Source organism: Sphingomonas montana (assembly GCF_001956315.1).
In the GTDB taxonomy this organism is placed as follows: domain Bacteria; phylum Pseudomonadota; class Alphaproteobacteria; order Sphingomonadales; family Sphingomonadaceae; genus Sphingomonas_R; species Sphingomonas_R montana.
Map to the genome: position 1 here is coordinate 1 of NZ_MOLY01000045.1, position 23,018 is coordinate 23,018.

Consider the following 23,018-nt stretch of genomic DNA (forward strand, 5'->3'; position numbering starts at 1 on the left):
CGCCGGCCGCGCCCGCCGTGCCGCCGCCGCCATGGCCGCGCGCGTCCAGTCTGCGGAGGCGGACATCGCCGCCGCCCGCGCCCGCCTCCACCTCATCGATCTGTTGCGCGTGCGGCAACGCACGCGGCTCGCCGCGGTCCAGGCACCGATCGTGCGGATGGCCGCCGCGCTCCAGACGCTTGCCCGCCGTCCGGCCGCGCTCGCGCTGGTCCAGCCCGGCTCGATCGACGATGTCGTCCATGTCCGCGCGCTGCTTGCCGCCGGCGTCCCCGCCATCCGCACGCGGGCCGCCGGCATCCGCACCGAACTGGCCCGTGCTGACCGGCTTCGGATGCAGGGCGACCGCGCCGCCGCGGCACTCGTCGCGGGGCGGGACCGGCTGGCACGCGAACGCATCGCACTCGCGCGGATGGAGGCCGGGCACCGCGCGCGCTCGGCCGGCTTCGTCGATTCCGCCATGGTGGAACAGGATCGCGCGCTGGCCCTCGGCGAACAGGCGCGCGATATCGTCGCGTTGATGGACCAGATCGATGTCCGCGCCGCGCGTCGCGAACGGTTGGCGTCGCTGCCCGGCCCGATCCTGCGCCCGCTCGTACCCGGTCTCGCCGCCGTCCCCGCCCCCGTCGCGACCGCCGCCACCGCCGCGCCGCCCTACCGCCTGCCCGTCGTCGGCCGCGTACTGACCGGGCTCGGGGAGGTGTCGGACGCCGGTATCCGCGCCCGCGGGCTGACGCTGTCGACCGCCGCCGCCGCGCAGGTGGTGTCGCCGGCCGCCGGGCGCATCGCCTATGCCGGCCCGTTCCGAGGTTATGGTCGCATCGTGATCGTCGATCATGGCGGCGGCTGGACGACACTGCTGACCGGCCTCGGGCGCACCGGCGTCGCGGCGGGCCAGGCCGTCGATGCCGGCAGTCCGCTTGGCCTTGCCACCGCCGCCCGCCCCGCGATCACGGTCGAACTGCGGCACGATGGCCGCCCCGTCGACATCACGCCGATGGTGGCGGGATAGGTCCCCGGCCGCGTTTCCAGCAAGCTGCCGTTCAGCCGCGAACGCCGACTATCGCGGCCAGCGGCAACCATGTATCCTGCCCGGCAACGCTCGTTCGAAAGTCCCGTCGCCCCATGACCAAGGCCCTGTTGCGTCCTCTCCTCCTCGTCGGTGCCGTGGCGCTGGTGCCTGCGGTCACCACGGCCATGGCCGCCACCGACGTCCAGACCTACCGCGAACTCGACCAGTTCATGAACGTGTTCGAACGGGTGCGCGCCGAATATGTCGACAAGGTCGATGACAAGACGCTCATCAAGGGCGCGATCGACGGCATGCTCGCCAGCCTCGATCCGCACAGCTCCTATCTCGACGCGCGCGATTTCCAGAACATGAAGACGCAGACCGACGGCGAATATGGCGGCCTCGGCCTTACGGTCGGGATGGAGGATGGCGCAGTCAAGGTGCAGTCGCCGACCGAGGATTCGCCCGCCTTCCGCGCGGGCCTCAAGTCCGGCGACTATATCACGCATCTCGACGGCAACCTGATCTACGGCGGCACGCTGGACGAGGCGGTCGACAAGATGCGCGGCAAGCCCGGCAGCAGCGTTCGCCTGACCATCGTCCGCCCCGGCCGCGACAAGCCGTTCGACGTGACGTTGGTCCGCGAAATCGTGACCGTGAAGCCGGTGAAGTGGGAAATCCGCGACCGTGTCGGCATCATCAACATCAACGCGTTCAGCCGGCTGACCGGCGACGGCGTGCGCTCCGCACTCGTGTCGATCGACAAGGCATCCGGCGGGCGGCCGCTTGGCTACGTCATCGATCTGCGCTCCAACCCCGGCGGGCTGCTCGACCAGTCGATCGAGGTGGCCGACGCCTTCCTCGACCGCGGCGAGGTCGTGTCGCAGCGCGGCCGCGAAAAGGCGGACATCGAACGCTATTACGCGAAACCCGGTGATCTCGCGCACGGCCTGCCGATCGTCGTGCTGGTCGACAGCGGGTCCGCATCCGCCGCCGAGATCGTCGCCGGCGCGCTGCAGGATCAGCATCGCGCGCTCATCATGGGCGAACGCAGCTTCGGCAAGGGTTCGGTCCAGACGCTGCTGCCGCTGTCGGAGGATACCGCGCTGCGCCTCACCACCGCGCGCTACTTCACGCCGTCCGGCCGTTCGGTGCAGGAAGGCGGGATCGAACCCGACATCCTGGTGCCGCAGATCAGCGACGCTGATTTCAAGGAACGCCCGCGCCTGCGCGAGGCCGACCTGCGCCGCCATCTCATCAACGAGGTGAAGGTCGACGACAAGATCCTGGAAGACGACGGCAAGACCGACCCGCGCTTCGCCCAGACCCCAGAACAGTTGAAAAAGGCCGGGATCACCGATTTCCAGCTGACCTACGCGCTCCGCACCGTCGCCCGCCTCGCCACCCCGGCGGCCACCGCCGCGCTGGCGGGCAGCGGCAAGACCGTATCCAAGTGACGAGCGAGAACCGTACTTCGGCGCAGGCCGGGGCCTCGATGCAACGGTTCCACGCCCGCCCTGGTCTTCACCGGGGTACACGACATTCGTCCCGGCACACCGCGTATCGCGGCGGAGGCCGGGATCCAGCCGGGTCACAGGTGACGACACGTCGATTCACGCCGAACCAGACCCCCCCCGCCGCGTGGATGCGATCACTGGCAATATGATTCCCCCCCTCACCCACGCCCGCCGCCTCGCTCTCCTCGTCCCGGCCATCGCGCTCGGCGGCGCGCTGGGTTCGCAATATCTTGGTGGGCTCTACCCGTGCGAAATGTGCCATTGGCAACGCTGGCCGCATTATGCCGCGTTGGCGCTCGCACTGGTCGCCTTCGCCGTCCGCGGCGACCGGTCCGTCCGCCCGCTCGTCCTGCTCGCGAGCCTCGCCATCTTCGTTTCCGGCGCGATCGGCGTCTACCATGCGGGCGTCGAATATCGCTGGTGGGAGGGGCTGACGACCTGCACCGGCCTGGCGACCGGCGGTTCCAGTGCCGACATCATGAAACAGATCCTGGCCGCGCCGATCGTCCGTTGCGACCAGCCGCAATGGACGCTGGCAGGAATTTCGCTCGCCGGGTTCAATGCCCTCTTTTCCATACCCGCCGCCATCGCCATCTGGGTCCTATGCCTGAAGCCACGCTGAGCCCCGCCCCATCCTCCGTAACTGCACGTCCCCCGGCCGCGCACGACTCGATGATCCGCGTCGATCAGGCCGGCGAGTTCGGCGCGACCCGCATCTATGCCGGGCAACTGGCGGTGATGGGTGATCGTGGCCGGGCCGCACGGCTGATCGCGCGGATGGCCGCGCAGGAGGAACGGCATCGCGCGCTGTTCGACCGTATGATCGTCGAACGCGGCGTCCGCCCCACGCTGCTTCACCCGATCTGGAACGTCGCCGGTTTCGCGCTGGGTGCGGCGACCGCGCTGATCGGGCCGAAGGCGGCAATGGCCTGTACCGCCGCCGTCGAAACCGAGATCGATATCCATTATGAGGATCAGGTCCAGGCAATCGGCGATACTGACCCGGAGCTGGCGGCCATCGTCGCGGAATTCCAGGCCGAGGAGGTCGAACATCGCGAGATCGCCCTGGCGGAAGGTGCGGAAAGCGCGTTCGGCTATCCGGTCATGTCCGCCGTCATCCGGTTCGGCTGCCGCGTGGCTATCGCCGCGTCCAAGCGCATCTGACGACTGCCGCAAGGCATCTTCGGGCGCGGTCGCGCGTTCGAACCGGAACAACACAGGGATTTCGACATGCGCGCACCTCTCCTCCTCGCCACTGCCCTGTTGGCGACCGTCACCGGCCTGGGGACAGCCGCCCCGGCATCGGCACAGACGCGCGGCACCGTCATCACGATCTTCGGCAACGACAAATGCCCCGTCAGCAACGGTGAACAGACCAACATCTGCGTCCGCGCACCCGAGTCCGACCGTTTCCGTATTCCCGAAACACTGCGGGCCACCAACGACGTCGCCCCGTCCGCGCAGGCCCGCGTCGATGCGGCGCGTGCGGTCGACAACAGCACGATCGGCACCTGCTCGGCGTCTGGCCCCGGCGGCATGATCGGCTGCCACCGTCAGGATTTCGCCAGAGCGCGGGCGGAGAACAAGGCGCGCAAGGCCGCAGCCCCCGTCATCAAATGATCCCAGGCGCGACTTAACCGCTTCTCATTCGCAATAGCGATTGACTTGATTGCGACTGACTATCAATAGCTGCCCCACAGCCGGCTTGTGCCGGCGAAGGGGGAAGCTAGCATGTCAGACGTCACCACCACGCCCGTCCGGTCCGGTCCGATGTTCTTGGCGCTGGGTTGCGTCGGCTTCATCGCTTCCGCTCCGGCGGTCGCGGCGGAGGCGGATGTCAACCGTGGTGACGGCGCCCCCGATATCCTGGTCAACGGCGTGCGCGACAAGCCGCGCCTGATCTCACCGAAAGCGGTCGCCGACCTCATCGACACGCCGCGCTCGGTCGTCGTGATCGACAAGGAGGTCATCCGCCAGACCGGATCGGCCACGCTGGTCGAGGCACTTCGCACCGTCCCCGGCATCACCTTCGGCGCGGCGGAGGGCGGCAACCCGATCGGCGACCGCCCCTTCATCCGCGGGTTCGACAGCCAGGGCTCTACCTACCTCGACGGCGTGCGCGACATCGGCGCGCAGAGCCGCGAAGTGTTCGCGGTCGAACAGCTCCAGGTTGTCCGAGGGTCGGACAGCACGCTCGGCGGGCGCGGATCGGCCGGCGGATCGCTCAACATCGTGTCGAAACTGCCCGAACCGCGCACCTTCGCCACGGCCGACCTCAGCTTCGGCACCGCCGACTACAAGCGGACCGTCGCCGACCTGAACTACGCGCTGTCCGATACCGTGGCGATCCGCCTGAACGGCCTGTGGCACGACCAGGATTTCGCCGGCCGCGACGCTATCACGGCCAAGCGCTGGGGCATCGCCCCGTCGATCACGATCGGGCTTGGCACCCCCACGCGGCTGACCGCCAGCTATTATCATCTGGACAGCGACGAACTGCCCGACAGCGGCCTTCCCTATCTCTACACGATCGGCAATTCGCCGAACCTCGGCACCAGCTATTCCGAACCTGCGGTCGGCACCTTCACCACCGCGAACGGCGTCACCGGCACGGTCGACCGCGACACCTATTACGGGCTGAAGGCGCGCGACTTCCGCGATGCGAAGACCGACCAGGCCACGTTGCGCGTCGAACATGATTTTGGCGGCGTCACGCTGCGCAACACGTCGCGGTTCAGCCACACGTCGCAGGGCTATATCTTCACCATGCCCGACGACAGCCAGGGCAATGTCTATGGCACCGGCCAGGTCTGGCGGCGCGCCAACACGCGCTTCGGCGCGACGGACTCGATCATCAACCAGACCGACCTGTACGGCACGGCATCGACCGGTTCGATCAAGCACAGCTTTGCGGTCGGTGCGGAGGCTTCGTGGGAAAAGGCCGTTCGCGGCACCTATGTCCTGTCCGACGGTCGCACCGCCCCGCGCTGCAGCGCGCTGGCCATCGCGCGCTTCACCTGCACCAGCGCCTTCGCGCCGCACCCGAACGATCCGTTCGTGAACTACGGCAGCGATACCGCAGCGGGCGTCCCCGCTCCGATCACCAGGGGGGCGCCGATCACCCGGACCCAGAATGATGCCCGCACGCTGGCGGTCTACGGGTTCGACTCGATCACGCTCACCGACGCGCTGATCCTCAACCTCGGCCTGCGCTACGACAATTTCCGGAACACCGTGCAACCCGGCCTTGCCGCGGCCGCCACGACCGACCGGTACGGCCTGACGCGGCAGGACGACCTCATCAACGGCCAGGTCGGCCTCGTCTTCAAACCCACCGCGAACAGCAGCCTGTACGCATCGTTCGCCACCGCCGCGACCCCGCCGAACAGCCTGCTGGGCGAAGGGCAGGAAGGCAATGGCGTCGCCGCCGCCGCCGGCACCAGCGCGGAACAGCTCGCCGCCGCCCGCGTGCTGCTCGACGCGTTGCAGGTCGAAAAAACCAAGTCCTACGAAGTGGGCGCAAAGGTCGACCTGTTCGGCCAGCGCCTGTCGCTGACCGCCGCGGCGTTCCGTACCGAAACGCAGAATGCCCGCGCCACCAGCGATGCCGGCACCGTCACGTTTATCGGCGAACGACGGATCGAGGGCATCGAACTCGGGGCGAACGGCACCATCCTGCCCGGCTGGACGGTCACCGGTGGCTATACCTTTCTCGATGCGCAGGTCGTCGATGGCGGCTTCTCCACGCTGACGGCACCCGCCGTTACGGCGGGTGGTATCGTGGTTCAGCCCGCCCGGCCCATCTCCGTCGTCTCGATCAACACCGGCCGCCGCTTCCCGCAGACCGCGAAGCACAGCGCCACGCTCTGGACCAACTGGCAGGCGACACCCGCGTTCAGCATCGGCGGCGGGGGCTTCTATACCAGCCGGGTGATCGGCGGCTATTCCGACAACCGCAGCGCCGTCCAGAGCGCGGCCGGCGTCGTCACCGTCGTCCCCGCAACGCGGACCGTCATTCGCTCCGTTCCCGGTTACTGGCGGTTCGATGCGCGCGCCGCCTACCGGTTCAGCGATGCGATCGAACTGGCCGTCAACGTCCAGAACCTGACCGACAAGACCTATTTTAATCAAGTCTATACCGCGCATTATGCCGGCATCGCGCCCGGCCGCTCCGCCTTCGCCACGCTCAGCCTGCGCTACTGAGGCGATCGATGACCGCCACTACTGTCGCCCCGCTCGACACGCTGTCTCCGGATGCGCTTGCCGCCGAACTGTACGGTTCGCCCGAACGGCGCGTCGCGCTGGTCCGCCGCGCGGCGCTGGCCGGCGTGGCGGAGGCGCAGATGGTGCTCGGCCAGCTGCTGCTCGACGGGCGCGATCTGCCGCGCGATGCCGCCGCCGCGTTCGGCTGGTTCACCGTCGCCGCGCGCGCCGACCATCTGCCGGCCGTCAACATGGTCGGTCGCTGCTACGATCTTGGCTGGGGCGTGGCGGTGGACAAGGGCATGGCGGCCCGCTGGTATCGCACCGCCGCCCAACGCGGGCTGGACTGGGGCATGTACAATTATGGCACGCTGCTCGCTCTCGGCCACGGCGTGCCGCAGGACCGCGCCGCAGGACTCGCCTGGTTCGGCCGCGCCGCCGACATGGGCAATGCGAAGGCCGCGAACTTTGTCGGCAGCTTTCACGAGGACGGCTGGGTCGTGCCCGTCGATCTTGCCGAGGCCGCGCGCTGCTACGCCGTCGCGGCGGAGGGCGGCGATTTCCGCGGCGCATTCAACCATGCCCGCATGATGATCGCCGCGGGTGACCTTGACGCGGCCTACCCATGGCTGGAACGCAGCGCCGCCGGCGGCAACGCCCGCTTCCGCGCACAGGCTGCCGCCTGGCTTCGCGCGCACGGCGATCCCGCCTGCGCCGGCTGGGGCCGCCTGTTCGATCTGGCCGCCTGATGCACGCCATCCCCGACATCCTGTCCGCTCCGGACATATCCGACATCCGTGCCCGGCTGCTCGCCGCCGACTGGATCGACGGCAACGCCACCTCCGGCACGCAGTCCGCGCTCGCCAAGCGCAACCGCCAGCTGCCAGAGGAAGCGCCGCTCGCCGCAGAACTCGGCAACCGCATCCTCGACGCGCTCGGCCGATCGCCGACCTTCGTCGCCGCCGCACTGCCGTTGAAGGTCTATCCACCGCTGTTCAACGCCTATGCCGGGGGTGAGGCGTTCGGCACCCATGTCGACAGCGCGATCCGCATCCGCCGCGGCACCGATTTCCGGATCCGCTCCGATCTGTCCGCCACGCTCTTCCTGTCCGATTCGGACAGCTACGACGGCGGCGAACTGGTGATCGAGGACGGTCTGGTCCCCCACCGCATCAAGCTGCCCGCCGGCCACCTGCTGCTCTACCCCGCCTCGACGCTCCACCGGGTCGAACCGGTCACCCGCGGCACGCGCCTGGCCGCCTTCTTCTGGATCCAGTCGATGGTACGCGACACCCCGGCCCGCACCATGCTGTTCGATCTCGACCGCAGCATTCAGGCGCTCGGCGCGGCACTCGCCCCCGGCCATGCAGACATCATCCGCCTGACGGGCCTCTACCACAATCTCCTCCGCCGCTGGGCGGACGCCTAAGACGTGGTGCCTTTACCCTGATCCGCCCATCCCAAGCGAAGTCGAGGGACCGGTCGAGCGCAGCCGAGACGTCGACAGCGTCCCTCGGCTGCGCTCGGGGGGAAGGTGCCTCGACTGCGCTCGGCATGGACGGGTTATGCATGGATATGGGCCGAAGTCATCGCGCGCCAAGGCGACCGAAACACATTTTAAAACTGAGCATCGCCACCCTGACCAAGGTTGGCGACTAACCGGTTCCAGCCCCCGCCGCCTTGCCCTAGACTTTCCCTATGGCTCCACTCCGCATCCTGATCGTCGATGACGAGGCGCTGGCACTCGATCGGCTCGAAACGTTGCTTGCCCGAATCGCGGATGTCGTGGTCGTCGGTCGCGCCACCGACGGCATCGACGCGCTGGACCGGATCGCCGCGCTGACCCCGGACGTCATGCTGCTCGACATCCAGATGCCGGGGCTCGACGGGCTCGGCGTCGCGGCCGCGCTCGACGGCGGCCAGCGTCCGGACCTGGTCTTCGTCACCGCGCACGATCATCATGCCCCGGCCGCCTTCGATGTCGACGCGGTCGACTATCTGCTCAAGCCGGTCGATCCGGATCGGCTGGCCCGCGCCGTCGCCCGCGTCCGCCTGCGCCGTCACGGCCGGCCGCCCGGCCCCGGCACCACGACCGGCGTCGACGCATCCCCGACCGGCCACGACCTGTGGGTCCCGGACCGCACCGGCCTCCGCCGTGTGGCGGTCGCCGATATCGACTGGATCGAGGCGGCGCGCGACTATGTCCTGCTCCACGCCGCGGACCGCAGCCACATGCTGCGCGTCACCATGACCGATCTCGAACGCCGCCTCGCCGGCTCCGCGCTCGTCCGCGTCCACCGTTCTGCCTTCGTCCGGCCCGACCGCGTCGCCCGCATCGGCCGTTCCGGCCGCACCGCCATCCTCATCCTGACCGACGGCACCCAGGTCCAGGTCGGCCCCAGCTACCTCGACCGTCTGGAAGCGATCCTGGCGGGGTGATGCACCCTGAAAACCCTCCCCCCACCGGGGGGAGGGTTTGGGCGGGGGGCGTAAGCTAGAAAAGACTAGGAACCCAAAACAAGCCCAAACCCCCTCTCCCCTTCGGGGAGAGGGCGGGGGAGAGGGGCGGTGGCTTGGGATAAGAAAGCCAACCAACGAACCACCTGGAACAGCCCCCCACCCCAACCCTCCCCCAGATGGGTGAAGCGAGCCCCCACTCCCCCAAACCCACAAAGCTTCACCCCCGCCCCCCTTTCCTCTATCACCCCTCGCATGGCATCCTTCCGTCCCGGCGCGCGCCCCTTCTTCGACGACAAGAACCGCGCGTTCTGGATCCTGCAATCGGCCGGCTGGACCGGCTATTTCCTGCTGCGATCGCTGAACGGCATTGCCAATGCGATGGGCCTGCTGTTCATCGTGCCGACCGCGCTCGCCACCGCATCCGGTTTCTCGCTGACCCTGCTGATGGCCGCGATCTTCCGCCGGCTCATCACCATGAAACCCATCGTCACCTGGGGCGTCTCGATCCCGATCCTGCTGATCGCGTCGGCGGCCTTTTCCACGATCGAGGTCTGGGCGCACGCCACCTTCTACCGGCCCGGCGCGATGCCGGCGGGACTGGAATTCTTCGGCGCGATCATTCTGGATTTCTCGCTGCTCGTCGCCTGGTCCGCGCTCTATTACGGGATCAACTTCTACCTGCTGCTCGAACAGCAGCTCGATCGCGCCGCCAAGCTGGAAAGCCTTGCTGCCACCTCGCAACTCGCCATGCTGCGCTATCAGCTCAATCCGCATTTCCTGTTCAATACGCTCAACTCAATCTCCACGCTCGTGCTGCTGAAACAGACCGACCGCGCCAACGCGATGCTGTCGCGGCTGTCGTCCTTCATGCGCTACACGCTCGTCAACGATCCCGCCGGCGAGGTGACCGTGGCGCAGGAGATCGAGACCCTGAAGCTGTATCTCGAAATCGAGAAGATGCGGTTCGAGGAACGGCTGCGCACCAGCTTCCGCGTCGATCCGCCGGCCGACCGCGCCTACCTCCCCTCGCTCCTGCTCCAGCCTTTGGTTGAGAACGCGATCAAATATGCCGTGACGCCGAAGGAGGAGGGTGCCGATATTTCGGTCGAGGCGCGGCTGGCGAACGGGCGGGTCCAGATCCGCGTGTCCGATACCGGCCCGGGGTTGAACGAGGGCGTACCGCGGACCACCTCGTCGACAGGCGTCGGTCTGGCGAACATTCGCGACCGGCTGGCGCAAGCCTATGGCGCGGACCAGCGCTTCGATATTCAAACGAATCCGGAAGGCGGGTTCACCGTCCTGATCGAAATCCCCTTCCGGCCTGAGTTATCCAAGGAACCTGCATGACGATCCGCACCATCCTCGTCGACGACGAATCCCTCGCGATCCAGGGGCTGCAACTGCGGCTCGAACCGCATGAGGACGTCGAGATCATCGAGACGTGCAGCAACGGTCGCGAGGCGATCCGCGCCATCAAGACGCACAAGCCCGACCTCGTCTTCCTCGACATCCAGATGCCCGGTTTCGACGGTTTTTCCGTCATTCAGGGGCTGATGGAGGTCGAACCGCCGCTGTTCGTATTCGTCACCGCCTATATGGACCATGCGCTGCGCGCGTTCGAAGCGGACGCCGTCGACTATCTCATGAAACCCGTCGAAACCGATCGCCTCGCCGACACGCTCGACCGCGTCCGCCAGCGTCTCGCCGCCCGCCGGGGGCAGGAGGAAGCCGGCCGCCTGAAGGAAGTGCTAGCCGAGGTTGCCCCGGAATCGATGGACGCGATGGACGGTGGCGCCAGCAGCGAGGCGCCCGCCGCCAACCGCTTCGAAAAGCTCATCAACATCAAGGACCGCGGCCAGATCTTTCGCGTGGACGTCGACACGATCGAGCGGATCGACGCCGCCGGCGACTATATGTGCATCTACACCGGCGACAACACGCTCATTCTGCGCGAAACGATGAAGGACCTCGAAAAGCGGCTCGACCCGCGCCGCTTCCAGCGTGTCCACCGCTCCACCATCGTGAACCTGGATCTGGTGAAGGAGGTCAAACCCCACACCAACGGCGAATGCTTCCTGGTCCTCGGCTCCGGCGCACAGGTAAAGGTCAGCCGCAGCTACCGCGACGTCGTGGCACGCTTCGTCCACTAAACCGAGCTTGTTCCCCGCGGATGCGGGGGCCCAGCCAAGTCCCAAAAGCTGCGCCAAGACGCCAATCTAGATCCCCGCATCCGCGGGGATACTTTGGGGAGCGGTTGCTGCTCCCCAGCGAAGGCCGGGGCCTAGATGAAACGCTCGCCCCTGAGCCCCGGCCTTCGCCGGGGATCCGCGTGAAACTCACCCCTTCCCCCCCAAAAATCGCATCGCCACCCCGTTCATGCAATAGCGCAGCCCCGTCGGCTTGGGCCCGTCATCGAACACATGCCCCTGATGCCCGCCGCACCGCGCGCAATGCACCTCGGTCCGGCTCATCCCCAGCGTCCGGTCGGTCGTCGTCCCCACCGCGCCCTTAAGCGGCGCCCAGAAGCTCGGCCACCCCGTCCCGCTGTCGAACTTCGTCGCCGACGCGAACAGCGGCAACGCACAGCCAGCGCACACGAACGTCCCGCGCCGATGCTCGTCGTTCAGCGGGCTGCTGAACGGCACCTCGGTCCCCTCCTGCCGCAACACGCGATAGGCGGCCGGGCTCAGCTTCGCCCGCCACTGCGCATCGCTCAGCTTGTACGGGAAATTACCCTTCGGCGCAGCGGACCCGAACCCGTTCCATCCGAACAGCCCGATCGCGCCGCCCATGCCCAGCGCCGCCGCACCCAGAAATCCACGCCGCGTTCCGTCCATGCCGATCATCCTGCAAACCTGTCGGATGTTACGTAGGGGTCAAGGCGCCGGTTGCACCCCCCGCCGCCGGAACAGCCGCCATCCGCCGCCCGATTTCAGCACGCTGCGCCGGAACAGCCCCGCCGCGATCCGCACGATCACCGCGACCCACAGCAACTGCCACGCGATCGCCAGGGCGTGCGGCCACAGCGCGGTCTCCTGCGCCGCACGCGCCAGCATCGCGAACGGGCTGCTCCATGGAAACAGCGCGGCGCCGATCCCCATCGCCGATTGCGGCGCGCCCAGCGCCGACGATGCGAACGCCAGCACCCCCATCTGCCCCATCGTCACCGGCAGGGACATCATCTGCACCTCGCGCGGCGACGCCGCCTGCCCGCCGATCCCGATGAACAGCGCGCCCAGCAGCAGGAACAGCGTCGTGAAATAGGCCAGCCCCAGCGCCAGGAACACCGGCCATCCCAGCGCCGGCGCGGGCAACGCGGGGACTTGCCCGGCCGCCAGCACAAGTCCCAGCAATGCCGCCCCGCCCCACACCGCGATGCCGGTGAACGACATTGCCAGCATCGCAAATAGCTTCCCCAGGAAGATCGCGTCCACCGGAACCGCAGCGGCGAGCACCTCGATCACCTTGCTCGATTTCTCCTCGATCATGTTGGACAGCAGCATGCCCGCCAGGATCATCGTCAGGAACATCAGCAGGAACTGTCCACCGCGTGCGATCAGCGTCCGTGCCGCCGCGTCTGACCCCGCCGCCCGGTCCACCGGCCGTTCCGTCACAGTCACCGGCGGCGGCATCGCCCCATCCAGCGCGCGCAACTGTCGTGCCGTATCGATCACCAGCCCGATATCGCCGCCGACCGATCCGATCCCACCGCGGCTGCCGGTCAGCATCGGCCGGTCCAGCCCGCCGGTCAGCACCGCCACGACGCCCCGCCCGCCGCCATCGGCGAGCAACCGCCTGACCTGAACCGGCTCCGGCCCGTCCGGCATCACTATCCGCAACCGCGGCAGCGCCTGCGGCCCCAGCCGCGCTGCCAGCCGTGCGCCGGCATGGCCGATCGCCGCTGCCGTCTCGGGCGCCGCGATCACCGCCACCGTCGGGTGCAGCGTCTCGCGGTCCTGGCTCGCCCCCATCGCACCGAACCCGACGCCGGCAATGACGGGCAGCAGCGGGAACAGCAGGAACATGACGAACGTCTTGGAAAACACCGTCGCGGCATAATCGCGCCGTGCGATCACCAGCGCGGCCCGGATGATCTCCCTCATGCCACCGGTTCCTTCTGCGCATCCAGTTCGGCCGCCACCGCCGCGCCCGCGATCGCCACGAACGCATCGTGCAGCCCCGGCCGCTCGATCGACAGCGTCTCGATCCCCGCCCCGCCGTCGATCAGCGCCTTCAACAGCGGCTCGACCCCGCTTTCCGGCAACGCGAAGCTGAATTCGGTCCCGTCGGTGACCGCATCCGCCGGCAACGCTGCACGCCACGGCCCGTCCGCCACCCGCGTCCGCACCCGCACCTGCGGCCGCAACCGTCCGCGCGCCTCCGCCACGCTGCCGTCGAACCGCACCCGCCCGCCCGCGATGATCGCAATCCGCTCGCACAGCCGCTCTGCATGCGCGATGACATGCGTCGAAAACAGCACGGTCACCCCGTCCTTCGCCTGCCCCCGGATCAGCCCCTCCAGCCGGCCCTGGTTCAGCGCATCCAACCCGGAAAACGGCTCGTCCAGCACAATCAGCCGCGGCCGGTGCACGATCGTGCCGAGCAGCTGCACCGTCTGCGCCATGCCCTTCGACAATGTCCGGATCGGCTTGCGCCCGCTCTCGCCAAGCCCCGCCTCCTCCAGCAACGCGTCGGCCCGCACCCGCCCCTCGCTGAGCGGCAACCCGCGCAGCGCTCCCATGAACGCCACCGCCTCCCGCGCCGTCATCGCCGGATACAGTCCGCGCTCCTCCGGCAGATACCCGACATGATGCGCCGCGCGGATCGGCCGCGCCTCCCCCAGCAGCGTGCGGTGCCCCGCATCCGGATCGATGATTCCCAGCAGCATGCGCAACGTGGTTGTCTTGCCCGCCCCGTTCGGCCCCAGCACGCCGAAGATCGCCCCCTCCGGCACGCTGAGCGATATCCCGTCCACCGCCCGCTTGCCGTCGAAACTCTTGACCAGCCCCTCGGCCACGATCGCGTCCATGCCGTCCCCCCCGCCGTGTCCCGTCGCCGGTCCAATACCGCGAAGCCCCGTACTTCCCTACAGCGATCTAACGTTAAGAAGGCACCTACCCGAACCACCGCCATCCCGGACTTGATCCGGGATCCAGGGATACCAAGGCGCAGCGCATGTGGCTCTTGATCCCGGATCAGTTCCGGGATGACGTTGCATTAGATCGACAGGCAGCCAACCAGCTTGCCCTGCCCGACGACCCACGCCACACCTCCCTCGTGCCAACCACCCTGGAAACCCGCCTGAAACAGGAAGCACGCGCGCTCGGCTTCGTCACCTGCGGCATCGCGCGCGCCGACGCCGCACCGCAGACCGCCGCCCGCCTAGCCGCCTGGCTGGCCGACGGCGCGCACGGCGACATGCTCTGGATGGCCGACCGCGCCGAACAGCGCGGCAGCCCGTCCGCACTCTGGCCGCAGGTCCGCACCGTCGTCATGCTCGGCATGAGCTATGCCCCCCCCGGCGATCCGCTGGCGCTGGAAAACGAACCGCAGGTCGGCCGGATCAGCGCCTATGCCCGCGGTCAGGACTATCACGACATCGTCAAGAAGGCGCTGAAGGCGCTCGCCCGCTGGCTCGTCGCGGCCGGCGGCGGCGACCTGAAAGTCTTCGTCGATACCGCCCCCGTCATGGAAAAACCGATGGCGCAGGCTGCGGGCCTCGGCTGGCAGGGCAAGCATACCAACGTCGTCAGCCGCACGGACGGCAGCTGGCTGCTGCTCGGCGCGATCATGACCACGCTCGATCTTGTGCCCGATCCGCCCGCGGTCGACCGCTGCGGCCGCTGCGACGCCTGCCAGCGCGCCTGCCCGACCGACGCCTTTCCCGCCCCCTACCGGCTCGATGCGCGGCGCTGCATCTCCTATCTCACGATCGAGCACAAAGGCCCGATCCCGCACGAGTTTCGCGCCGCGATCGGCAACCGGCTCTACGGCTGCGACGACTGCCTCGCGGTCTGCCCCTGGAACAAGTTCGCCGCCACCGCCGCCGCCAACCGCGCCTTCCACGCCCGCGCCGAACTCGCCGCACCCGACGTCGCCGACATCCTGCAGTTGGACGACGCCGCCTTCCGCGAAGTCTTCTCCGGCTCGCCCATCAAGCGCATCGGCCGCAACCGCATGGTCCGCAACGCGCTCATCGTCGCCGGCAACGGCAACGGCAGCGCGCTGCCGCAGGTTCTGGCGCTGCTCGACGACCCCGACCCGGTCGTCCGCGGTGCGGCAGCATGGGCGCTGGGCAGGCTGGACCCGGCCCGCTTCGCCGAAGAGCGCACTGTTCGTCTCATAGCCGAGCCAAACGAAACGGTCCGTTCGGAGTGGACGCTAACTTACCCCCAAACCCCGCCCATCCCGAGCGCAGTCGAGGGACCCCTTCGAGCGTAGCCGAGAAGCGTGGAGACAGGAGAGACCTCGGCTCCGCTCGGTCGGTCCCTCGACTGCGCTCGGGATGGACGGGAGTAGCCGAAAACGAGCCCCAACCACCCCTCACCCCCGCGCTATCAGCGCATCCAGTATCTCGGTCAGGCTCTCCAGCGTCGCTACCGTGAGCGCGCGCGTCTCCGCGGTCGCGGGCAGCAGGTCGGGCACCATCACGGTCGCCATCCCCGCCGCTGCCGCCGCGCGGATACCGTTTGGTGAATCCTCCACCGCCAGGCAATGCGCCGGCCGCACCCCCAGCCGCGCGGCGGCCAACAGGTAGGGATCGGGCGCCGGCTTCGGGTTCGCGACGTCGCTGCGCGTCACCACCACGTCGAAGTGCCCGGCCAGCCCGGCGCGCAACAACGCCGCCTCCGCATGCGGGCTGGCGGTCGATGTCGCGATGGCGATCGGCACGCCCCGATCGCGCAGATGATCGAGCAACACCACCACCCCCGGCCGCAACGGTACGCCGTCCGCCGCCAGCACGTCGAAACCGGCGTCCGCTTCGGCATAGAAACGGTCGATCGGAAACGCATCGCCCATATGCGCGGCCAGCGTCACCCGGTTGACGTCGCGGTGAACGCCCACCAGCCGCGCGAACAGCGTCGCGTCGATTTCCGCACCCAGCCCGCGCGCCGCCGCCGCCATCGCGCTGTGATGCAGCCGCTCGGTATCGAGCAGCGTCCCGTCCATGTCGAAGATCACCGCGTCCAGCGGTTCGGGCAGGAATGAGGGGGTCATGCCGCGGCCCCCGCCATCGCATCGACCAGCCGGCGTTGCAGGTCCTCGCACGAAAACGGCTTGGTGATGACGGTCACGTCCGCCGCCTCCGGCCCGACTTCAGCAAAACCGGTCACCAGCAGCACCGCGATCCCCGGCCATTCCGTCCGCACCCGACGCGTCAGCGCCAGCCCCGACATGCCCGGCATCGCATAATCCGTCACCAGCACGTCGAACCCCGCATCCTCGGCCAGCACCGCCAGCGCCCGCGCACCGCTTTCCACCGATACCACCGCATGGCCCAGGTCGGCGAGATACGCCGCCACCACCGACCGCACCTCGGCATCGTCCTCGGACAACAGCACGCGCAACCGGCCATCCGGCACCGCCGCCGCGTCCGGCACCACCGCCGGCGACACGCCCGCCACCACGCGCGGCAGCCACAGCGCCACGGTCGTGCCTTCGCCCAGCACGCTGTCGATCGTCGTCGTGCCGCCCGCCGCCTCCGCCATCGCGTGCACCATCGGCAGGCCCAGCCCCGTGCCCTCGCCCGGTCCCTTGGTCGTGAAGAACGGTTCGTACACCCGCATCCGCACCGCCTCCGACATGCCGGTGCCATGATCGATCACCGCGATCCGGACATAGTCGCCGGCCGCCAGCCCCGCCGGCACCTGCCCCGCCTCGGCATTGGCGGCGGACAGCAGGATTTCCCCGCCGCCCGGGCTCGCGTCGCGCGCGTTGATGCACAGGTTGACCATCGCCAGCTCGAACTGCCCGCGATCGGCATGCACCTGCCAGGCGTCGTCCGCGATGTCGTAGCGTACCGCCACCTGCCCCGCCATCGATCGCACCACCAGGTCCTCGATCGCGCGGAGTGCGGCGGCCGGCGCGAACGTCTCCGCCGCCAGATCGCGCTGCCGGCTGAAACTCAACAGCCGCTGGGTCAGCGCCGTGCCGCGCCGTGCCGCTTCGGTCGCATTGTTCAGGAACCGCGACAACCGTTCCGGGTCCGCCGCCCCGCCCAGGCCAGCCCGCGTCGCAAGTTCCAGATTGCCCAGCACCGCAGCCAGCAGATTGTTGAAATCATGCGCAATCCCGCCGGCCAGCGTACCCAGCGCACGGAGCTTTTCAGACTGGTGCAGCGCCTGTTCGGTCTGCCGCCGCTCCGTCTCGTCGCTCTCGATCCGCAACAGGTGCGCGCCCGATCCGGCTGCCACGAACGGGATCCGCCGTGTCCGGATCCAGCGCTCCGTCCCGTCCGGAGCCGCACGCCGGACTTCGCTCTCGGCATAGTCGCCCTGTGCCAGCAACGCGCCGTCGTCGGCCGCCACCGCGCTCTCGAACACCCGCCTGTTCGACCGCACGACCTGCCCGGTCGCATCCACCACCGATATCGCATCCGCGCTGCGCTCCGACAGTCCGGCGAACACCGCCTGTTCGAACGCCAGTTCGGTGCGCAGCCGGAACCGGTCGGCGGCCGCCCCCACCATCGCGCGCAACGCTTCCGGCTCCCACGGCTTGTGGACATAGCCGCCGATCGCGCCGTCGTTCACCGCCGATATCACCGCCGACAGGTCGGCATAGCCGGTCAGCAGCATCGTCTCCGCCCGGCTCGCCGCCCGCGCCTGCGCCAGGAACATGTTGCCCGGCATCTCCGGCATCCGCTGGTCCGACAGGACGACCGCGAAATCATGCCCTTCCGCGATCAGCGCCAGTCCCGTCGCACCCGACGATGCGCTCAGCACGCGGTATTCGTCCTCGAACAGATCCTCCAGCGCGACGAGGATCTCCGCCTCGTCGTCGACGATCAACAGCAGCGGGCGCCTATCCGCCGCCGGGCCTTGAAGTTCGGGATCGATCATGATGCCGCCACCGGTATCGCAAGGGTGAAGCACGCGCCACCCTCCGGTCCGTCATCGACCGCGATCGTCCCGCCATGCGCCTTCACGATCCCGTACGCGATCGCCAGGCCCAGCCCCGTCCCCGCCCCCACATCCTTGGTCGTATAGAACGGCTCGAACAACCGCGTCCGCAGCGCCTCCGGCACGCCGGGACCGTTGTCCGCGATCGTGATGACATAGTCGCCGCCACGTTGCGCGGTGCCGATCGCGATCCGCCCGCCCGCCGCCGGCACCGCGTCCGCGGCATTGGCGACGATGTTCATCACCACCTGGTTCACCAGCGCGGGCGTGCAGACCAGCGTGGCGGGTGCGGCATAATCGCGCGTCACCGTAACGCCGTCGCCCAGCTTCGGCCCCAGCAACGTCAGCACCGCATCGATCGCCTCCGGAATGTCGGTCTGCACCGGGCCGCCGTCGTCCAGCCGCGAAAACCGGCGCAGCTTCACGACCAGATCCTGGATCCGCACCAGCCCGGTCCGCATCGATCCCAATCGCGCCGTGGCCTTGACCAGCTTGGCCGTCTCGCCCCCGGTCTCCGCCTCGCGCACCAGCCGCTCCACCGTCGCCTGATGGGCCAGGATGAACGCCAACGGATTGTTGATCTCATGCGCGATGCCTGCCACCAGCTCGCCCAGCGACGCCATCTTGGCGGATTGTACCAGCTGCCCCTGCGTTTCGCGCAACCGGGCGTTGGCCTCCTCCAGCCCGCGGTTGGCGATGGCCAGCGCGTCGGCCGACTCGGCCTCGGCCCGCGCGCGTTCCAGCGTGCGTTCCTGTTCCAGCGCGCGAGCCGCCGCCCGCATCTCCTCGTCGCGGGCCAGCTTGCGGCGCAACGTCGCGCGGATTCGGACCAGCAGCATGTCGCGATCCTGCGTGCGCGGCACGACGTCGTCCGCCCCGGCGTTCAGCGCCGCCAGCACCGCCGGCCCGTCCTGCATCCCGCCCAGCCCGACGATTTCATACGCGTCGCCGGTCCGCCGCCGCCGCGCATCCAGCCGGCGGCACAGCTCCGTGGCGTCGTAGCGCAGGCTGTCCAGACCGATCAGCACGCAATCGACCGGTTCGCCCGCCAGCGTGGCGATCACGTCCGCCCCGTCCCCCGCCTCCACCACCACATGCCCGTCCGCGGTCAGCACTGTCCGCAGCAGCAACCGGTACGTCGCACTGTCGTCGATCAGCACCAGCCGCGCCTGGCGGAATCCGCTGTCGATCGGCGCCGCGGTGCCGGTCGCGCGCCGCTGCCGCACCAGCGCGCGCATCCGCGACACCAGCAGCGCCGTCTCGCTCGACTTGGGCAGATATGCGTTGGCCCCGCTGTCCAGCCCCTGCCGTTCCACATCATGTGCCGCCGCGTCGGTCAGCATCAGGACGGGCAACGTCCGGGTCCGCGACGCATGCCGCATCCGCCGCACCAGTTCGTCGCCGTTCATGCCCGGCAGGTTGAAATCGACCACCACCAGGTCGGGCAGTTCGCCGTTCAGCCGGTCCAGCGCCTCCTCGGCGGTTCGCGTCCGGTCCACCACGAATCCCACGCTTTCCAGCAGCAGCCGGAACTGCAGCGCCTGCGTCTCCGAATCCTCGACCAGCAACAGGCGCGGCAGATCACCGTCCATCATGATGTCGTCCCAATCCCCGTTCGTGCCATGGTGCGTTCCAGATGTGGCGCGATCATGTCGATCGGCAACGCCAGCGCGCCCATCCGCACCGCGGCGGCCGGCATGCCATACACCACCGCACTGCTTTCATGCTCGGCGATCGCGGCACCCCCTGCGGCGATCAGCGCGCGCACGCCCTCGGCCCCGTCCTCGCCCATGCCGGTCAGCACGACGGCGATCGCCGCGCCCGACAAGGCTTCCCCCGCCGACTGGATCAGTGCGGTCGCGGCCGGCCGCTGCCCACCGACGGCTGCGTCCCCGCCGATCCGCATCCGCCCGTCCCGCCCGATCCGCAAGTGCCGGCCGCCCGGCGCGACATGGATCGTCCCGGCCACCGGCATGCCGCCATCCTGCGCGATCACCACGCGCTGCGGCACCACGCTCTGCAACCAGGTGGCATAGCCTTCCATGAACGCCTCCCCCATGTGCTGCACCAGCATGACGGGCACCGGCAGTACGGCCGGCAACGCGCCGAACAGCCGCGCCACCGCCTGCGGCCCGCCCGTCGACGCCGCAACCAGCAACATGCGCGGCGCGACCGGCACACGCACGCCCGGCGCGTCCGGATCACGCGCACGGATCCGCCGCCGTACGACCGCGACGTCACTCATGATGGCCAGTTGCGTGCAAATCTCGCGTGAAACGGCGTCGAACGCGCCGTGCCCGAACCCGACCGGCTTTTCCACCACCGACAACGCGCCCGCCCGCAACGCATCCATCGAACTGGCCAGCGACGCCGCCTCGATGCTCGCGGAGATTACCACGATCGGCGTCGGCCGGTCCGCCATGATCCGGCGCGTCGCCTCCAGCCCGTCCATCCCGGGCAGCTGGATATCCATTGAAATCACGTCGGGCCGGACGTGCGGCAACGCGGCGATCGCCTCCTCCGCGCTTGCCACCGCGGCCACCACGGTCAGCCGCGGGTCGGCCGTGACGATATGGGTCAGCAATGCGCGGACGACCGTCGAATCCTCGACGATCATCACCCGCCGGGGCGATGCAACCGTCATTGCACGGTCAGATCAGCTGGCCGATGATCGACAGCAGCGTGCCCTGTTCGAACTCCTGCTTGGTGACATAGGCGTTCGCGCCTAGGTCCAGACCGCGTTCGATGTCGTCGGGGCTGTTGCGCGATGTCATCATCACCACCGGAATGCGCTTCAGGGCCGGATCGTTCCGCACCGCGGCCAGAAGTCCGAAACCGTCCATCCGCGGCATCTCGACATCGGCGACCACCAGGTCGATCTCGTCCGCCTCCGCCCGCAACCGCTCCAGCCCGGCCAGCCCGTCCACCGCCAGCCGCACGGCATAGCCCGCCGCCTCCAGAATGCCGCGCTCCAGCGTGCGCGTGGTGATCGAATCGTCCACCACCAGGATGGTGCGTTGCCGCGCCGCCACCCGCGTCGCCGGCACCACCGCCTGCCCGCGTGCCTGCCCCCGCGCGCGCATCGCCACCACGTCCGCGCCCAGCACCAGCGCCACCGCGCCGTCGTCCAGCAACACGGTGCCCGCCACCCACGGCACGTCCACCGCGATCGTACCCGGATCGCCCACCACCAGCGACCGGACGGCCAGCAGCGCATCGACCACCAGCGCGATCCCGCTGCGCAGCCACAGCATGGACAGCATGCCCCCGGCGTCCTCCGCCAGCGCGACGCCCAGCACGGCGGACAGCGCGACCACCGGCACCGCCGTGCCATCCAGCACGGCGACCTGCCCGTCGCCGTCGCGCATTACCGCTGCCGGATCCAGCTGCAGCACGCGCTGCACCGCGGCCACCGGCACCGCATAGGTCGCACCCGCGCAGTCCACCAAAAGCATCGTCTGGCGCGACAGCGACAGTGGCACGGTCAGCGTCACCACCGTCCCGCCTCGGGCAACCTCCCCACCCGCCGGGGCGATCGTCATGGAACCCTGCAACCGCCGCACCGCATCGGCGACCACCGACAGGCCGACGCCGCGGCCGGACACCTCGTCCACCGTCGTCGCCGTCGATATCCCCTGCTCGAACACCAGCGCACGCAGCACCTCTGCCGGCGGCGTCGCGCCACCCGCCGCGATCAGCCCGGATGCCCGCGCACGCGCCTCGATCGCCGTATCGTCCAGCCCCCTGCCGTCGTCCGTCACCGTCAGCACGAACTGTCCGCGCGCTGCCCGCGCCACCACGGCGACCGTCCCCTGGTCGGGCTTCCCCGCCGCCCGCCGTGCCGCCACCGGCTCGATCCCATGCCCCACCGCGTTGCGCAGCATGTGCAGCACCGGGTCGCGCAGCGCCTGCAACACGCGGCGGTCGGCCACCGTCTCGCCGCCCTCGATGTGCAGCGATGCGGCCTTGCCCTGCGCCTGCGCCAGTTCGCGCACCATCCGGTCATATCCGTCGAACAGCATCTGCGTCGGCACCATCAGCACGCGTTCGGCATCCGCCTCCAGCGCGGCGACCGCGCGGTCCAGCCCCCATTCGGACCGGCCCTGCGCGCGCTGCAACCGCCCGGTCGCCGCCATCGCACGCGCCACCTGCCGCCCCGCCCCGGCCGCATCGCCGCGGTCCAGCAGCGCGGCGGCCGTTGCGAGGTCCGCCGCAACGCCCGCCAGCCCGTCGGCCATCGCCACCCGACCCTGCACCTCCGCCGATACACCGTGCAACGACCGGGTCAGCGCCTCTACCGCGCGTGCCGACACGCGCAGCATCTCGTCCCCGCCATGGTCGCGCGGCGCCGTGTCCGGCGGCGTGTCCGCGCCCGCGCTTTCGCCCGGCCCCGCACCACCACCGGCCGCCGCATCCTCGATCGCATCGATCTGCGCGCGCAGCAGCGGCACCGTGTCGCCGTCCAGCGTGCGCGTGCCCTGCACGATCGCCTCCAGCAGGGTTTCCAGCACATGCGCCAGCCGCTCCGTCTCCGGCTGCTCCACCGCGCGCGCGGCACCCTTCAGGCTGTGTGCCCGGCGAAAGAATTCGCGCAGGTCGACGGGGGTGCCCGCCTCCTGCGCCGTCAGCGCCGCGCGCATCCCCGCCAGATGTTCGGCCAGTTCGCCCGCGAACGCCGCCTGCAACAGGGCCTGGATGTCCTCCACTGCC

The 23,018-nt window shown here is 69.3% G+C and carries 20 protein-coding genes; 12 read left to right on the forward strand and 8 right to left on the reverse strand.

The genetic code is table 11. The features are described from left to right. From BKY59_RS13500 to BKY59_RS13550, 11 genes are all read left to right on the forward strand, one after another. On the forward strand, positions 1-1,009 hold a 1,009-nt coding region (locus tag BKY59_RS13500; protein WP_076072504.1), incomplete at its 5' end, for a murein hydrolase activator EnvC family protein. A gap of 113 nt (positions 1,010-1,122) precedes the next feature. Then, positions 1,123-2,466, forward strand: coding sequence for a S41 family peptidase (locus tag BKY59_RS13505; protein ID WP_076072507.1), 1,344 nt, complete (start codon positions 1,123-1,125; stop codon positions 2,464-2,466). A 205-nt stretch (positions 2,467-2,671) separates the two neighbouring features. Further along, positions 2,672-3,148, forward strand: a complete 477-nt coding sequence (locus BKY59_RS13510) for a disulfide bond formation protein B (RefSeq protein WP_076072958.1) — start codon at positions 2,672-2,674, stop codon at positions 3,146-3,148. A gap of 50 nt (positions 3,149-3,198) precedes the next feature. Further along, entirely contained in the window at positions 3,199-3,690 is a 492-nt protein-coding gene (locus tag BKY59_RS13515) for a demethoxyubiquinone hydroxylase family protein (protein WP_240500132.1), read from the forward strand. Between the two features lie 66 nt (positions 3,691-3,756). Beyond that, positions 3,757-4,146, forward strand: a complete 390-nt coding sequence (locus tag BKY59_RS13520; RefSeq protein ID WP_076072510.1) for a hypothetical protein — start codon at positions 3,757-3,759, stop codon at positions 4,144-4,146. A 111-nt stretch (positions 4,147-4,257) separates the two neighbouring features. After that, a complete protein-coding gene (locus BKY59_RS13525) occupies positions 4,258-6,729 on the forward strand; it encodes a TonB-dependent receptor (protein WP_076072513.1) in 2,472 nt (823 codons plus the stop codon). Between the two features lie 8 nt (positions 6,730-6,737). After that, positions 6,738-7,478: a tetratricopeptide repeat protein gene (locus tag BKY59_RS13530; protein WP_076072516.1), complete on the forward strand. Its 741-nt coding sequence runs from the start codon at positions 6,738-6,740 to the stop codon at positions 7,476-7,478. Beyond that, complete coding sequence (locus BKY59_RS13535; RefSeq protein WP_076072960.1) at positions 7,475-8,158, forward strand: Fe2+-dependent dioxygenase; 684 nt, start codon at positions 7,475-7,477, stop codon at positions 8,156-8,158. Before BKY59_RS13530 ends, BKY59_RS13535 begins: the two co-directional genes overlap by 4 nt. Positions 8,159-8,427: 269 nt before the next feature. Continuing rightward, positions 8,428-9,168 (forward strand): LytR/AlgR family response regulator transcription factor, encoded by a 741-nt coding sequence (locus BKY59_RS13540; RefSeq protein WP_076072519.1) that lies wholly within the window; start codon positions 8,428-8,430, stop codon positions 9,166-9,168. Positions 9,169-9,441: 273 nt separating this feature from the next. Beyond that, positions 9,442-10,536 (forward strand): sensor histidine kinase, encoded by a 1,095-nt coding sequence (locus BKY59_RS13545; RefSeq protein ID WP_076072521.1) that lies wholly within the window; start codon positions 9,442-9,444, stop codon positions 10,534-10,536. After that, positions 10,533-11,339 carry a LytR/AlgR family response regulator transcription factor gene (locus BKY59_RS13550; protein WP_076072524.1) on the forward strand — a complete coding sequence of 269 codons (807 nt, stop codon included), beginning with the start codon at positions 10,533-10,535 and terminating at the stop codon, positions 11,337-11,339. Before BKY59_RS13545 ends, BKY59_RS13550 begins: the two co-directional genes overlap by 4 nt. A 186-nt stretch (positions 11,340-11,525) precedes the next feature. Here BKY59_RS13550 and msrB read toward each other — a convergent pair whose 3' ends face one another. The 3 genes from msrB to BKY59_RS13565 are packed head-to-tail and all read right to left on the reverse strand — an operon-like array spanning position 11,526 to position 14,218. Beyond that, positions 11,526-12,026 carry a peptide-methionine (R)-S-oxide reductase MsrB gene (msrB, locus tag BKY59_RS13555; protein ID WP_076072961.1) on the reverse strand — a complete coding sequence of 167 codons (501 nt, stop codon included), beginning with the start codon at positions 12,024-12,026 and terminating at the stop codon, positions 11,526-11,528. 39 nt (positions 12,027-12,065) lie between these two features. Then, on the reverse strand, positions 12,066-13,292 hold the full coding sequence (locus tag BKY59_RS13560) for an ABC transporter permease (protein WP_076072527.1): 1,227 nt from the start codon (positions 13,290-13,292) through the stop codon (positions 12,066-12,068). Beyond that, positions 13,289-14,218, reverse strand: coding sequence for an ABC transporter ATP-binding protein (locus BKY59_RS13565; RefSeq protein ID WP_076072529.1), 930 nt, complete (start codon positions 14,216-14,218; stop codon positions 13,289-13,291). The genes BKY59_RS13560 and BKY59_RS13565 overlap by 4 nt, the downstream gene beginning before the upstream one ends. Positions 14,219-14,436: 218 nt before the next feature. Between BKY59_RS13565 and queG the strand changes: the two genes are divergently transcribed. Next, complete coding sequence (queG, locus tag BKY59_RS13570) at positions 14,437-15,630, forward strand: tRNA epoxyqueuosine(34) reductase QueG (protein ID WP_420822100.1); 1,194 nt, start codon at positions 14,437-14,439, stop codon at positions 15,628-15,630. Positions 15,631-15,732: 102 nt separating this feature from the next. On the opposite strand, the gene BKY59_RS13575 is transcribed toward queG, so the two are convergent. Genes BKY59_RS13575 through BKY59_RS13595 form a run of 5 tightly spaced genes read right to left on the reverse strand, consistent with a single transcriptional unit; the run spans position 15,733 to position 23,014 of the window. Then, positions 15,733-16,407 carry an HAD family hydrolase gene (locus BKY59_RS13575; protein WP_076072531.1) on the reverse strand — a complete coding sequence of 225 codons (675 nt, stop codon included), beginning with the start codon at positions 16,405-16,407 and terminating at the stop codon, positions 15,733-15,735. Continuing rightward, positions 16,404-18,248, reverse strand: coding sequence for a response regulator (locus BKY59_RS13580; protein ID WP_076072533.1), 1,845 nt, complete (start codon positions 18,246-18,248; stop codon positions 16,404-16,406). The genes BKY59_RS13575 and BKY59_RS13580 overlap by 4 nt, the downstream gene beginning before the upstream one ends. Continuing rightward, positions 18,245-19,903, reverse strand: coding sequence for a response regulator (locus tag BKY59_RS13585; protein ID WP_076072534.1), 1,659 nt, complete (start codon positions 19,901-19,903; stop codon positions 18,245-18,247). Before BKY59_RS13585 ends, BKY59_RS13580 begins: the two co-directional genes overlap by 4 nt. Next, complete coding sequence (locus BKY59_RS13590) at positions 19,900-20,952, reverse strand: chemotaxis protein CheB (RefSeq protein WP_076072536.1); 1,053 nt, start codon at positions 20,950-20,952, stop codon at positions 19,900-19,902. Before BKY59_RS13590 ends, BKY59_RS13585 begins: the two co-directional genes overlap by 4 nt. 7 nt (positions 20,953-20,959) lie before the next feature. Next, a complete protein-coding gene (locus tag BKY59_RS13595; protein WP_076072538.1) occupies positions 20,960-23,014 on the reverse strand; it encodes a hybrid sensor histidine kinase/response regulator in 2,055 nt (684 codons plus the stop codon). Positions 23,015-23,018 lie beyond the last annotated feature (4 nt).

Bases quoted from the DNA above. Each gene is read 5' to 3' on its own strand.
- BKY59_RS13505 (WP_076072507.1), top strand. From the start codon at position 1,123: ATGACCAAGGCCCTGTTGCGTCCTCTCCTCCTCGTCGGTGCCGTGGCG.
- BKY59_RS13510 (WP_076072958.1), top strand. From the start codon at position 2,672: ATGATTCCCCCCCTCACCCACGCCCGCCGCCTCGCTCTCCTCGTCCCG.
- BKY59_RS13515 (WP_240500132.1), top strand. From the start codon at position 3,199: ATGATCCGCGTCGATCAGGCCGGCGAGTTCGGCGCGACCCGCATCTAT.
- BKY59_RS13520 (WP_076072510.1), top strand. From the start codon at position 3,757: ATGCGCGCACCTCTCCTCCTCGCCACTGCCCTGTTGGCGACCGTCACC.
- BKY59_RS13525 (WP_076072513.1), top strand. From the start codon at position 4,258: ATGTCAGACGTCACCACCACGCCCGTCCGGTCCGGTCCGATGTTCTTG.
- BKY59_RS13530 (WP_076072516.1), top strand. From the start codon at position 6,738: ATGACCGCCACTACTGTCGCCCCGCTCGACACGCTGTCTCCGGATGCG.
- BKY59_RS13540 (WP_076072519.1), top strand. From the start codon at position 8,428: ATGGCTCCACTCCGCATCCTGATCGTCGATGACGAGGCGCTGGCACTC.
- BKY59_RS13545 (WP_076072521.1), top strand. From the start codon at position 9,442: ATGGCATCCTTCCGTCCCGGCGCGCGCCCCTTCTTCGACGACAAGAAC.
- BKY59_RS13550 (WP_076072524.1), top strand. From the start codon at position 10,533: ATGACGATCCGCACCATCCTCGTCGACGACGAATCCCTCGCGATCCAG.
- msrB (WP_076072961.1), bottom strand. From the start codon at position 12,026: ATGGACGGAACGCGGCGTGGATTTCTGGGTGCGGCGGCGCTGGGCATG.
- BKY59_RS13560 (WP_076072527.1), bottom strand. From the start codon at position 13,292: ATGAGGGAGATCATCCGGGCCGCGCTGGTGATCGCACGGCGCGATTAT.
- BKY59_RS13565 (WP_076072529.1), bottom strand. From the start codon at position 14,218: ATGGACGCGATCGTGGCCGAGGGGCTGGTCAAGAGTTTCGACGGCAAG.
- BKY59_RS13575 (WP_076072531.1), bottom strand. From the start codon at position 16,407: ATGACCCCCTCATTCCTGCCCGAACCGCTGGACGCGGTGATCTTCGAC.
- BKY59_RS13580 (WP_076072533.1), bottom strand. From the start codon at position 18,248: ATGATCGATCCCGAACTTCAAGGCCCGGCGGCGGATAGGCGCCCGCTG.
- BKY59_RS13585 (WP_076072534.1), bottom strand. From the start codon at position 19,903: ATGATGGACGGTGATCTGCCGCGCCTGTTGCTGGTCGAGGATTCGGAG.
- BKY59_RS13590 (WP_076072536.1), bottom strand. From the start codon at position 20,952: ATGACGGTTGCATCGCCCCGGCGGGTGATGATCGTCGAGGATTCGACG.